We start from the raw sequence: 12638 nt of genomic DNA on the forward strand, positions 1-12638 counted from the left end.
GACGAGCGGCAGGTCCATCGGCACGTCAGGCGGAAGGGGCGTCCGCGGCCTGGTCGGCCGCCTCGGCAGGCTCGTCCTCGGTGACCGCGAGCAGCGACAGCTTGCCGCGCGGGTCGATCTCGCCGATCTCGACCTGGACCTTCTGGCCCACGGCCAGGACGTCCTCGACGTTCTCGACGCGCTTGCCACCGACGAGCTTGCGGATCTGGCTGATGTGCAGCAGACCGTCCTTGCCCGGCGACAGCGAGACGAAGGCGCCGAACGTCGTGGTCTTCACCACGGTGCCGACGAAGCGCTCACCGATCTCGGGCATGTGCGGGTTGGCGATCGCGTTGATCGCCGCCCGCGCGGCCTCCGCCGACGGACCGTCGGTGGCGCCGATGTAGACCGTGCCGTCGTCCTCGATCGAGATGTCGGCGCCGGTCTCCTCCTGGATCTGGTTGATCATCTTGCCCTTCGGGCCGATGACCTCGCCGATCTTGTCGACCGGGACCTTCACCGTGATGACCCGCGGGGCGAACTCGCTCATCTCGTCCGGGACGTCGATCGCCTCCGCGATGACGTCGAGGATCGCCAGGCGAGCCTCCTTCGCCTGGGTGAGCGCACCGGCGAGCACCGAGGCCGGGATGCCGTCGAGCTTGGTGTCCAGCTGGATCGCGGTGACGAACTCCCGCGTGCCGGCGACCTTGAAGTCCATGTCGCCGAAGGCGTCCTCGGCCCCGAGGATGTCGGTGAGCGCCGCGTAGCGGGTCTGCCCGTCGACCGTGTCGGAGACCAGGCCCATCGCGATGCCCGCGACCGGCGCCTTGAGCGGCACACCGGCGTTGAGCAGCGACAGCGTCGAGGCGCAGACCGAGCCCATCGAGGTGGAGCCGTTCGACCCGAGGGCCTCGGAGACCTGACGGATCGCGTACGGGAACTCCTCGCGGCTCGGCAGGACCGGGACCAGCGCGCGCTCGGCGAGCGCACCGTGGCCGATCTCGCGACGCTTGGGCGAACCCACCCGGCCGGTCTCACCGGTCGAGTACGGCGGGAAGTTGTAGTGGTGCAGGTAGCGCTTCTTGGTGACCGGGCTCAGGGAGTCGATCTGCTGCTCCATGCGCAGCATGTTGAGCGTCGTCACCCCCATGATCTGGGTCTCGCCGCGCTCGAAGATCGCCGAGCCGTGCGCCCGCGGGAGCACCTCGACCTCGGCGGACAGGGTGCGGATGTCCCGCAGCCCGCGGCCGTCGATGCGGAAGCCGTCGGTGAGGATGCGGTGCCGGATGAGCTTCTTCTGCACCGAGCGGTACGCGGCGGAGATCTCCTTCTCGCGCCCGGCGAAGGCCTCGGCGAGCTCGCCCTGGACCTCGGCCTTGATCTCGTCGAGCCGGCCCTCGCGGGTCTGCTTGTCGGCGATCGACAGCGCCTCGCCCAGACGGGCGGTGACGGCGGCCTCGACGGCCTCGAACACGTCGGGCTGGTAGTCCGGGAAGACCGGGAAGACCTGGGTCTCCTTGGCGGCCTGCGCGGCGAGCGCGGCCTGGGCCTCGCACAGCGAGCGCAGGAACGGCTTGGCCGCCTCCAGGCCCTGGGCGACGATCTCCTCGGTCGGCTTGGTGCCGCCCTCGTGCAGCAGCTGCCACGTGTTGTCCGGGGCCTCGGCCTCGATCATCGCGATCGCCACGTCGTCACCGACGACGCGACCGGCCACGACCATGTCGAACGTGGCGCGCTCGCGCTCGGAGTAGCGCGGGAAGGCGACCCACTGGCCGTCGATGAGCGCGATCCGGGTGGCGGCGACCGGGCCGGAGAACGGCAGGCCGGACAGCTGGGTGGAGATCGACGCGGCGTTGATCGCGAGCACGTCGTAGGCGTCGTCGGGGTTGATCGACAGCACCGTGACGACGACCTGGACCTCGTTGCGCAGGCCCTTGACGAACAGCGGGCGCAGCGGGCGGTCGATGAGACGGCAGGCCAGGATCGCCTCGGTGGACGGGCGGCCCTCCCGGCGGAAGAACGAGCCGGGGATCTTGCCGGCCGCGTAGGACCGCTCCTCGACGTCGACCGTCAGCGGGAAGAAGTCGAACTGCTCCTTGGGGTGCTTGCCGGCCGTCGTGGCCGACAGCAGCATCGTGTCGTTGTCCAGGTAGGCGACGGCGGAGCCGGCGGCCTGCTTGGCCAGACGGCCCGTCTCGAACCGGACGGTGCGGGTGCCGAAGCGACCGTTGTCGATCGTGGCCTCGGCGAACTGGATCTCGGGACCCTCCACGGGTGCCCTCCTCGTTCTCGAAGGCGCCGGCCAAGGTGCTCGACGGTCTTCGATCGAGGCCCGCCGGGCGGCCCCTGCGGGTACCGGAGAGCCACTACCGAGGACCGGACGAGGGAGACCGGCGCGGTGCGTGGTGTATGCGTTGGTGTGCGCACCGGGCCACCTGGCCCGATGCAGGACCAGCCCGGACCCTTGCGGGCCCGGGCTGGTCCGGGGGTTCAGCGGCGCAGGCCGAGCCGCTCCACGATCGCGCGGTAGCGGTTGATGTCGACCTTCTGCAGGTAGCCGAGCAGCCGACGACGGCGGCCGACCAGGAGCAGCAGCCCACGGCGGCTGTGGTGGTCGTGCTTGTGCGTCTTGAGGTGCTCGGTCAGGTCCTTGATGCGCTGCGTGAGCACCGCGATCTGGACCTCGGGGGAACCGGTGTCGCCCTCGTGCGTGGCGTACTCGGTCATGATGGACTGCTTGATCGCGCTGTCGAGCGGCACAGTTCTCCTCGGATGTCGTTGCGCGGTGCTCCGGGGCAGGTTCTCCCGGGCTCTCTGGGTCCGCGGCCGTTCTGACGGCTGCACCAGGCTACCAGGAGTACCTCTACGTCTATACGCGCGGCCGCAGCGGCGCACCTCGCCTGCTCCGGACCCGGACACCGACACACCCGTCACACATGTCTCAACAAGTGAGACGCGTATCGGGCACACCCTCCGGCCCCGGCTCGGGCGTGGGAGGCTGCGCGGGTGGCCACCCAGCTGGACGTGACGCGCCGACCGGCGCCGCGTCCTGCTGTGCACCCGTGCCCGTGTCCGTGTCAGGCCTGATCTCTCAGCCCTGACCACGCCGGCCACGCCGGCACCCGCGACCTGCGACGCAGGCACGGGACAAGACCGGGACCCGCCATGACCCTCGCACTGACCCCTTCCCCCGCACCCACCCGTCGACCGGCTGCGCTGGGCTCGACCCGTACGGCAGCACGCACGACCACCGGCCGCCCGGCCGGCCCCAGTCGCGGTTTCGTGCTCTCGGTCGACCTGTCCGCCGTCGAGGAGCAGGACCCCGCCGAGGTGCTCCGGGTGGTCGCCACCCTGGCCGAGCTGGCCGGCGAGTGGTTCCCCCAGGCACGGGCCCGCGCGGTGGTCTCCTCGCCGGGCCGGCCGGCCCGGACGCTGCCCACCGAGCGCACCGGGACGTTCCGGCACCGGCTCGAGACGCTGCCCCCGGCAGCCGACGTCGTGATCGACCCCGTGCGACACGTCGTCACCACCAGCGGCCGGACCATCGAGCTCACGTCGCAGGAGAGCGCCCTGCTCGTGCACCTCGTGCGGGCGCAGGGCAGGACGGTGCCGCGGGCGGAGCTGCTGGCCGACGTCTGGCACGGTCACGACCTGTCCGCCGGCACCCGCACGATCGACGTGCACGTGCGCCGGCTGCGCGCCAAGACCGGGCTGGCCGACCTGGTCGCGACGGTGTGGGGCGTGGGCTACCGGATCGACCCGGGCTACACCATCCGCGTCCAGGCCTGAGGAGGGGCACCGCATGCAGTACGCCGAGCACATCTCGGACCTCGTCGGGGGCACGCCGCTCGTGCGGCTCACCTCCGTGACGGCCGGGCTGTCGGCGACCGTGCTCGCCAAGGTCGAGTACCTCAACCCCGGCGGTTCGGTGAAGGACCGCATCGCCGCACGGCTCGTGGAGGGTGCCGAGCGCCGCGGCGAGCTGCGCCCCGGCGGCACGATCGTCGAGCCCACCAGCGGCAACACCGGGGTCGGTCTCGCGCTCGTCGCCGCGGCCCGCGGGTACCGCTGCATCTTCGTGTGCCCGGACAAGGTGAGCAGCGAGAAGGTCGACGTGCTGCGGGCCTACGGCGCCCACGTCGTGCTCACCCCCACCGCCGTCTCCCCGCAGGACCCCGCGTCCTACTACAGCGTCGCTGACCGCCTCGTGGCCGAGACGCCCGGCGCCTGGAAGCCCAACCAGTACGCCAACCCCGACGGCCCCGCCAGCCACTACGCCTCCACCGGGCCGGAGATCTGGACGGCCACGGACGGACGCCTCACCCACTTCGTCGCCGGTGTCGGCACCGGCGGCACCATCACCGGCACCGGCCGCTACCTGCACGACGTGAGCGCCGACCGGCTGTCAGGACCGGTCCGCGTCGTCGGGGCCGACCCGCTCGGCTCGGTCTACTCCGGCGGCACGGGCCGCCCCTACCTCGTCGAAGGGGTCGGTGAGGACTTCTGGCCGAGCGCCTACGACCCCACCGTGCCGGACGAGATCGAGGCCGTGAGCGATGCCGAGTCGTTCTCGATGACCCGCCGGCTCGCCGCCGAGGAGGCGCTGCTCGTCGGCGGCTCGTCCGGGATGGCGGTCGTGGCCGCGCTGCGGGTGGCCCGTCGCCTGCAGGAGCAGGACCCGGTGGCCGCGCGCGAGGCCGTCGTCGTCGTGCTGCTGCCGGACTCCGGGCGCGGGTACCTGTCGAAGATCTTCTCCGACCCCTGGATGCGGTCCTACGGGTTCCTGCCAGCCGAGCACGGCGAGGCGACCGTCGGCGACGTGCTGCACGCCAAGATCGGTGGGCTGCCGGACCTCGTGCACACCCACCCGGGCGAGACCGTGCGCGACGCGATCGCCATCCTGCGCGAGTACGACGTCTCCCAGGTTCCCGTGGTGAGCGCCGAGCCCCCGGTCACGATCGGCGAGGTCGCCGGGTCGGTCACCGAGCGCGAGCTGCTCGACGCGCTGTACTCCGGTGGCGCCCAGCTCTCCGACCCGGTGTCCCGGCACATGGGCGCCCCCCTGCCGCAGGTGGGCGCGCACGAGTCGACCGAGACCGCCACCAAGGCGTTGCACGACGCCGACGCCCTGCTCGTCGTGGAGGACGGCCAGCCGGTCGGAGTCCTCACCCGAGCCGACCTCCTGGAGTTCGCCACCCGATGAGCACCGACCGCACCGACGGCTTCGCCACCCGCGCGATCCACGCCGGTCAGTCCCCCGACCCGACCACCGGTGCGGTCGTCCCGCCCATCTACCAGGTCTCGACCTACGCCCAGGACGGGGTCGGCGGGCTGCGCTCGGGCTACGAGTACTCCCGCTCCGCCAACCCCACCCGGACCGCCCTGGAGACCGCGCTGGCCGATCTCGAGCACGGCGAGCGCGGCTTCGCCTTCGCCTCGGGCCTGGCCGCCGAGGACGCGCTGCTGCGGTCCGTGCTGCGTCCCGGGGACCACGTCGTCGTGCCGGACGACGCCTATGGTGGGACCTACCGGCTCATCGCCCGCGTGCTCGGCGAGTGGCAGGTCGACCACACTCCCGCCCGGCTCACCGACCCCGCAGCCGTCGCCGCCGCGACCCGGCCCGGGCGCACCCGGCTGGTCTGGGTGGAGACCCCGACCAACCCGCTGCTGCGGGTCGCGGACATCGCCGCCCTGGCCGCCGTCGCGCACGAGGCCGGCGCCCTGCTCGCGGTCGACAACACCTTCGCCACGCCCTACCTGCAGACCCCGGTGACGCTCGGCGCCGACGTCGTCGTGCACTCGACCACCAAGTACGTGGGCGGTCACTCCGACGTCGTCGGCGGGGCGCTGGTGACCGCACCGGGCGCCACGCTGCCCGGCGGACGCACCGGGCCGACCGGGACGACGTCGCTGTCCGACGCGATCGGGTTCCTGCAGAACGCCGCAGGCGCCGTCGCCGGGCCGTTCGACGCCTGGCTCACCCTGCGCGGCCTGCGCACCCTCGCGGTCCGGATGGAGCGGCACCAGGCGAACGCCCAAGCAGTCGCCGAGCTCCTCGCCGGGCATGCCGAGGTGAGCGCCGTGCACTACCCGGGGCTGCCCGGCGACCCCGGGCACGAGGTCGCCACCCGGCAGATGCGCGGGTTCGGCGGCATCGTCTCGGTGCAGGTCGGGTCGGCGGCACGGGCCCGGGCGCTGTGCGCGACGACCCGCCTGTTCACGCTCGCCGAGTCGCTCGGCGGGGTCGAGTCGCTCATCGAGCTGCCGGCAGCGATGACGCACGCCTCCGTCGCGGGGTCCGCGCTGGAGGTGCCCGCCGACCTCGTGCGGCTGTCGGTCGGCATCGAGGACGTCGACGACCTGCTCGCCGACCTGGACCAGGCCCTGCGCACGCTCTGAGCCGACGGCCCCGGGGCCCGGTCCGAGCGGACCGGGGCGTCAGCCGACGAGCAGCCGACGCACCCGGTCCACGTCGTCGGTCATGGTGGCCATGAGCTCGGCCACCGAGGAGAAGCGCAACGTCGGGCGCAGCCGCTCCACCAGCTCGAGCACCACCTCCTGGCCGTACAGGTCGAGGTCGGTGCGGTCCAGGACGTAGGCCTCCACCCGGCGCTGGGCGCCGTCGAAGGTCGGGTTGGTGCCGATCGAGACCGCGGCGGGCAGGGCCGGGCTGTCCTCGCCCAGTGCGGTGCCGTCGGCCGCGCGCGTGCACCGCAACCACCCGGCGTACACCCCGTCGGCCGGAACCATCCCGGCGGCCGCCGGGTCCAGGTTCGCCGTCGGGAACCCCAGCTCACGACCGCGCGCGTCACCGTGCACCACGAGACCCCGGATCCGGTGCCTTCGGCCGAGCACCCGGGCCGCCTGCACGACGTCCCCCTCGGCGAGCAGCTCACGCACCCAGGTGGAGGACCAGCGTCGCGTCGCGGGCTCGTCGGCGACCGACGCGCCGGCGTCGTCCGACCCCGCCGTCACGTCCTCGACCACCTCGACCCGGAACCCCAGCCGGGCACCGAGCTCCTGCATGGTCGTCAGGTCACCGCCGTTGCCCCGGCCGAACCGCACGTCGCGCCCCACGACGACCACCTGCGCGTGCAGCGCGTCGACGAGGTAGGTGCGGACGAACTCCTCGGGGGTCTGCGAGGCGAAGTCCAGGGTGTAGGTGCACAGCAGCACCGCGTCCAGACCGGTGCGCTCGAGCAGCTCGAGCCGGTCGGTGTCACCCGTGAGCAGCGGCGGTGCGGTGTCCGGTCGGTGCACCTGCAACGGGTGCGGGGTGAAGGTGAGCGCGACCGAGGCCAGACCCGCCGCCCGGGCGTCGGCGGCGAGCGCACCGAGCACGCTCTGGTGCCCACGGTGCACCCCGTCGAAGTTCCCGATGGTCACGGCCGACGGACCGAAGCCCGCGGGCACCTGATCGACCCCACGCCAGACCTGCACACCGCTCCTTCCGAGAACCCCGAGGTCACAGCCTGCCATCTCGCACCGGCCCCGCGGTGCACCAGGCCGTCGCGGTCAGCCGGCCGGCGCCATCACGAGAACCGGCCGGGCCAGGCCACCGCGCACGGTGAGCACCGCGACCAGCGTCCCGTCCGGTCCGAGCCCGGCCATCGGCGGCGCCGCGAGCTCGGTCCCCGTCGCCGGCGTCTCGCCCGCCACGTCCACCGAACCGGCGGCCACCGCGCGTCCGAACGACAGCTCACGCGCCTCCTGCGCGCTCAGCGCACGCACCGGCATCACCGCACCGGCCGCCGCACCCGGGGCGAGCACCGGCAGCCGGCCGTCGGGCGCGGCGTCCGCCTGGGCCGCGAGCTCGTCGAGCGTGCGCGCCTGCGCCAGCGTGAAACCCGCCACCCGGGTGCGGCGCAGCGCCGTGAGGTGCCCGCCGGTGCCCAGCGCCGCACCGAGGTCACGGGCCAGTGCGCGCACGTAGGTGCCCGACGAGCAGACCACCCGCACGTCCAGGTCGGTCCAGGTGTCCACCTCGCGCGCGGCCAGCAGCTCGAACTCCGCGACGTGCACCGGCCGGGCCGCCAGCTGCACGTCCTGCCCGGCGCGCACCCGGGCGTAGGCGCGCTGCCCGTCGACCTTGATCGCCGAGACCGCGCTCGGGACCTGGAGCAGGTCACCGGTGAGCGGCACGAGCGCCGCCCGCACCCGATCCAGGTCCAGACCTGGTGCACCGGGGGCCGAGAGCACCTCCCCCTCGGCGTCGTCGGTCGTCGTGCTCGCCCCGAGCCGGATGGTCGCCAGGTACTCCTTGTCGGCCCCCGTCACGTAGGTGAGCAGGCGGGTCGCCCGGCCGATGCCGATGACGAGCACCCCCGTCGCCATCGGGTCGAGGGTGCCGGCGTGGCCCACCTTGCGGGTCCCGGCCAGCCGGCGCATCCGTCCCACCACGTCATGGCTCGTCCAGCCCGCGGGCTTGTCGACGACGACCACGCCGTCGGCCGCCGTGGGGCGACGCGGCGGTGCCTGCTCGTCACGTCCGGCACGGGTCATCGGGCTGCCTCCTGGCCGTAGCGCAGCACGAGGTCCTCGCACTGGTGACCGATCGCCATGGGCGCCACCCGACCGGCGGCGCGCAGCTCGTGCAGCCGGGCCACCACCCGCTCGGCGACCTGCCAGGGGTCGATCGTGTTGACGTTGATCCGGGTGCCGCCCTCGAACCCCGCGAGCGTCGAGACCCGCCACTTGAGCACGGCGCGCCAGGGCATGGGCTGGTGCGCACCGGGCGGGCGGTGGTGCCACTCCTCGTTGCTGGGCACCTGGGCGCCGGTGGCCGCGTGCAACGCGTGCAGCAGGTCCGCGAACGCGTCGACCTGGGCCGGGGTGTGCTCCCAGGGCAGCTGCGCCGGGGCCGTCGAGTACACCTCGAGCGAGGGGTACCGGTGCCCGACGCCCGCGACGGCGACCGCGTGCTCGTTACGTGCCACGACCAGCCCGTGCCGGACGGCCAGGTCGAGCACCGCGTGCTGGTAGAGCGCCGGGTCCTGCTCGGCGAGCACCAGCTCGCGGGCCAGCTGCGGCCCGTCCTCGTCGATCGCGACGAGCTGCTTGTGCAGGTGGTCCTGGGACGCCCCGGCCGGGCGCAACCAGTTCTGGAACACCGCGACATACCGGGCCGCGGGCTGCGCCTCGTAGACCCGGCGCAGCGCCTCGACGGTGAACGCCACGAACCGGCGGTGCTCGGCCACGTCGAGCGTGCCGGCGCCGGCCAGCTCGTCGGCGAACTGGGCGCCGTCGACCAGGTGCCGCCGAGCGACCACGACGTCGTGCGAGCCCGCGAACAGGTCGTCCACGTCCTGCCACCAGGCCGGCGAGCCGGCGGGGGCAAGCTGGGTCCCGGCCGCGCTCACCCGTGCGGCGAGCAGCGCCTCCACCTGGGCCCGGCCCTCGGGTTCGGCCACGTAGGCCTGCGCCCGCGCATGCACCCCGTCCGGGGTCCGGGCGCCGTGGTTGGTGCGCCAGTAGCGCTGCGAGACGATCTCGAACAGGTTCGCGAACGAGCGCAGCTCGGGCGTGCTGGCCCCCAGCTGCGAGGCCGGGAGGCCGTCGAGGGTCGACGCGGTGCCGTCCGACGCGACCACGAGCCGGCTCTTCTCGGGCGTGGTCTCGAGCATCCGGCCCCAGCAGAACACGCACAGCCGGTCGCGGTCGTGCGCCGAGACCGGGCGCCAGTCCGGCGTCGGCGGCACCAGCGGGCGTCCACCGCGGCCCGGCACCGTCCACACGGTGGTGCCGGTGAGCGGCGAGACCTGCTTGACCGTGCCGTCGGCGAGCCGGACGAGGGGTTCGGTCACAGCCCGACCACGCGGGCGAACGAGCTGCCGGGCACCGACCTACTCCTGCTCGTCGTCCTCGTCGTCCTCGACCGGACGACGGTACGGGTCGGCCTCGCCGGCCGGCTGGGCGCCACGAGCCAGGGCGGCCACCTCGGCGTCGCGCCGCGCCGCCTCGTCGAGCGCGGCCTGCAGGTGGGCGGCGGTCTCGGGCACGGCGTCCAGGTGGAACGCGAGCGTCGGCGTCAGCCGCACCCCCGTCTGCCGCCCGACCTCGGACCGGATGATCCCGGTCGCCGACGTCAGTGCCACGGCCGAGGCCTCGCGCTCGGACTGGTCACCGAGCACCGTGTAGTAGATGTCGGCGTGCTGCAGGTCACCGGTCACCCGCACGTCGGTGATCGTGACGAAGCCCAGCCTCGGGTCCTTGATCTTCGTGTCGAGCATCTGCGCCACGATCTGCTGCACCCGTTCGGCGAGCCGACGGGCCCGTGGGTTGTCCACCATGACAGCCATCCTTCCTCGGGCCGTCCCACGGGACGGCCGCTGCACTGCTCGACACGACCAGATGCGACGTCCCCCGGGTCCGTGCGGACCCGGGGGACGTCGGCACTGCTCAGTTCCTCGGCTTCTCGCGCATCTCGAACGTCTCGATGACGTCGTCGATCTGCAGGTCGTTGAACGACCCGAGGCCGATACCGCACTCGTAGCCCTCGCGGACCTCGGTGGCGTCGTCCTTGAAGCGCTTGAGCGACTCGATGGTGAGGTTGTCCCCCACCACCTTGCCGTTGCGCAGGACGCGCGCCTTGGAGTTGCGCACGATCGTGCCCGAGCGCACGAGCGACCCGGCGATGTTGCCGAACTTGGAGGAGCGGAACACCTCGCGCACCTCGGCGGTGCCGAGCTGGGCCTCCTCGTACTCCGGCTTGAGCATCCCCTTGAGGGCCGCCTCGACGTCGTCGATCGCCTGGTAGATGACCGAGTAGAAGCGCACGTCGACGCCCTCGCGGTCCGCCAGCTCCTCGACCCGCTCGGCGAACTTGACGTTGAAGCCCAGGATGATCGCGTTGTCGACCGTCGCCAGGTTGACGTCGTTCTGCGTGATGGCACCCACCCCGCGGTGGATGACCCGCAGCTCGACCTCCTCGCCGACGTCGATCTTGAGCAGCGCGTCCTCCAGGGCCTCGACGGCACCGGACACATCGCCCTTGATGACGAGGTTGAGGGTCTCGACCTTGCCCTGGGCGAGGGCCTGCGTGAAGTCCTCGAGGCTGATGCGCTTGCGGCGCTTGGCCAGGAGGGCGGCGCGCTCGGCGGCCTCACGCTTCTCGGCGATCTGGCGGGCGGTGCGGTCGTCGGGCGCCACGATGAACGTGTCGCCGGCCGAGGGCACCGAGGTCAGGCCGAGGACCTGGACCGGACGGGCCGGACCTGCCTCGGGCACGACCACACCGTGCTCGTCGAACATGGCCCGGACCCGCCCGTGAGCGGTCCCGGCCACGACGGCGTCCCCGATGCGCAGCGTGCCGGACTGGACCAGGACGGTCGCCACGGCGCCGCGCCCCTTGTCCAGGTTGGCCTCGATGGCCACACCGCGGGCGTCCTTGTTCGGGTTCGCCCGCAGGTCCAGCGCCGCGTCCGCGGTGAGCAGGACGGCCTCGAGCAGCTCGTCGATGCCGATCCGCTGCTTGGCGGACACGTCGACGAACATGGTGTCGCCGCCGTACTCCTCGGCCACCAGGTTGTACTCGGTGAGCTGCTGGCGGATCTTGGCGGGGTTGGCCCCCTCCTTGTCCACCTTGTTGACCGCGACCACGATCGGCACACCGGCCGCCTGGGCGTGGTTGAGCGCCTCGATGGTCTGCGGCATCACACCGTCGTCGGCCGCGACCACGAGGATCGCGATGTCGGTCACCTGGGCACCACGGGCACGCATGGCGGTGAACGCCTCGTGGCCCGGGGTGTCGATGAAGGTGATCGCCCGGTCGACGCCCTCGTGCACGGTCCGCACCTGGTAGGCACCGATGTGCTGGGTGATGCCACCGGCCTCGCCGGCGACGACGTCCGTGGAGCGGATCGCGTCCAGGAGCTTGGTCTTGCCGTGGTCGACGTGACCCATGACCGTGACCACCGGCGGGCGGGCCGTGAGGTCCTCGTCGGACTCGGCCTCCAGCTCGGCGTCCAGGTCGATGGAGAACGACCCGAGCAGCTCGCGGTCCTCCTCCTCGGCGGACACCATCTCGACCTGGTAGCCGAGCTCGGTGCCCAGCGTGGCAAAGGTGTCCTCGTCGAGCGACTGGTTGGCCGTGGCCATCTCGCCGAGGTGGAACAGCACGGTGACCAGCGAGGCCGGGTTCGCGTCGATCTTGTCCGCGAAGTCGTTGAGCGACGAGCCGTGACGCAGCCGGACGACGGTCTGGCCGTTGCCGCGCGGGACCTGCACGCCGCCCAGCGACGGCGCCTGCATCTGCTCGAACTCCTGGCGCTTCGCCCGCTTGGACTTGCGCCCACGCACGGGACGACCACCGGCGCGCCCGAAGGCACCCTGCGTGCTGCCGCGACCAGCCCCACCGGGACGACCACCGCCGCCACCACCGGGACGGCCGGCGAAACCGCCGCCGGCACCGGGGGCGCCACCGGCACCCGGGGCACCGCCGGTGCCACCACGGTTGAAGCCGCCGCGACCGGCACCGCCGCCGGGGCCACCACGACCACCGGGAGCCGGACGCTCACCCGGGCGACCGACGCCGCTCGAGGTGCGCCCGGGCATCATGCCGGGGTTGGGACGGGGGCCGCCGGGACGCGGACCGCCGGGGCGAGGACCGCCCGGACGCTCGGCCGCGGGTGCGGCAGCCGACGCCTCGGCCGCGGGGGCCG

10 protein-coding genes are annotated in these 12638 nt (G+C 73.1%); 3 read left to right on the top strand and 7 right to left on the bottom strand.

Translation table 11 applies throughout. The annotated features are described in order from the left end of the window. Nucleotides 1-25: 25 nt before the first annotated feature. Nucleotides 26-2251: a polyribonucleotide nucleotidyltransferase gene (locus F2B26_RS10360; RefSeq protein ID WP_159809033.1), complete on the bottom strand. Its 2226-nt coding sequence runs from the start codon at nt 2249-2251 to the stop codon at nt 26-28. A 218-nt stretch (nt 2252-2469) separates the two neighbouring features. Then, entirely contained in the window at nt 2470-2739 is a 270-nt protein-coding gene (gene rpsO / locus F2B26_RS10365) for a 30S ribosomal protein S15 (RefSeq protein ID WP_159809035.1), read from the bottom strand. 405 nt (nt 2740-3144) lie between these two features. On the opposite strand from rpsO, the gene F2B26_RS10370 reads away from it, so the two are divergent. The 3 genes from F2B26_RS10370 to F2B26_RS10380 are packed head-to-tail and all read left to right on the top strand — an operon-like array spanning nt 3145 to nt 6378. Further along, a complete protein-coding gene (locus tag F2B26_RS10370; RefSeq protein WP_159809037.1) occupies nt 3145-3768 on the top strand; it encodes a winged helix-turn-helix domain-containing protein in 624 nt (207 codons plus the stop codon). 13 nt (nt 3769-3781) lie between these two features. After that, nucleotides 3782-5182, top strand: a complete 1401-nt coding sequence (locus F2B26_RS10375; protein WP_159809039.1) for a cystathionine beta-synthase — start codon at nt 3782-3784, stop codon at nt 5180-5182. Continuing rightward, a complete protein-coding gene (locus F2B26_RS10380) occupies nt 5179-6378 on the top strand; it encodes a cystathionine gamma-synthase (protein ID WP_159809041.1) in 1200 nt (399 codons plus the stop codon). The genes F2B26_RS10375 and F2B26_RS10380 overlap by 4 nt, the downstream gene beginning before the upstream one ends. Nucleotides 6379-6417: 39 nt before the next feature. On the opposite strand, the gene F2B26_RS10385 is transcribed toward F2B26_RS10380, so the two are convergent. The 5 genes from F2B26_RS10385 to infB form a co-directional block, all read right to left on the bottom strand. Next, nucleotides 6418-7419: a bifunctional riboflavin kinase/FAD synthetase gene (locus tag F2B26_RS10385; RefSeq protein WP_235929606.1), complete on the bottom strand. Its 1002-nt coding sequence runs from the start codon at nt 7417-7419 to the stop codon at nt 6418-6420. A gap of 75 nt (nt 7420-7494) precedes the next feature. Continuing rightward, entirely contained in the window at nt 7495-8481 is a 987-nt protein-coding gene (gene truB, locus F2B26_RS10390) for a tRNA pseudouridine(55) synthase TruB (RefSeq protein WP_159809045.1), read from the bottom strand. Next, nucleotides 8478-9782: a DUF4921 family protein gene (locus tag F2B26_RS10395; protein WP_159809047.1), complete on the bottom strand. Its 1305-nt coding sequence runs from the start codon at nt 9780-9782 to the stop codon at nt 8478-8480. Before F2B26_RS10395 ends, truB begins: the two co-directional genes overlap by 4 nt. 39 nt (nt 9783-9821) lie before the next feature. Then, entirely contained in the window at nt 9822-10268 is a 447-nt protein-coding gene (gene rbfA / locus F2B26_RS10400; protein ID WP_159809049.1) for a 30S ribosome-binding factor RbfA, read from the bottom strand. A 109-nt stretch (nt 10269-10377) separates the two neighbouring features. Then, nucleotides 10378-12638 (bottom strand): translation initiation factor IF-2 (infB, locus tag F2B26_RS10405; RefSeq protein WP_159809051.1); only part of this gene is annotated, 2261 nt, incomplete at its 5' end.

The organism is Cellulomonas citrea (assembly GCF_009829685.1).
GTDB classification, from domain to species: domain Bacteria; phylum Actinomycetota; class Actinomycetes; order Actinomycetales; family Cellulomonadaceae; genus Cellulomonas; species Cellulomonas citrea.

Excerpts from the sequence above, each read along its gene's own strand:
- F2B26_RS10370 (WP_159809037.1), top strand. The coding sequence starts at position 3,145 with ATGACCCTCGCACTGACCCCTTCCCCCGCACCCACCCGTCGACCGGCT.
- F2B26_RS10375 (WP_159809039.1), top strand. The coding sequence starts at position 3,782 with ATGCAGTACGCCGAGCACATCTCGGACCTCGTCGGGGGCACGCCGCTC.
- F2B26_RS10380 (WP_159809041.1), top strand. The coding sequence starts at position 5,179 with ATGAGCACCGACCGCACCGACGGCTTCGCCACCCGCGCGATCCACGCC.
- truB (WP_159809045.1), bottom strand. The coding sequence starts at position 8,481 with ATGACCCGTGCCGGACGTGACGAGCAGGCACCGCCGCGTCGCCCCACG.
- rbfA (WP_159809049.1), bottom strand. The coding sequence starts at position 10,268 with ATGGTGGACAACCCACGGGCCCGTCGGCTCGCCGAACGGGTGCAGCAG.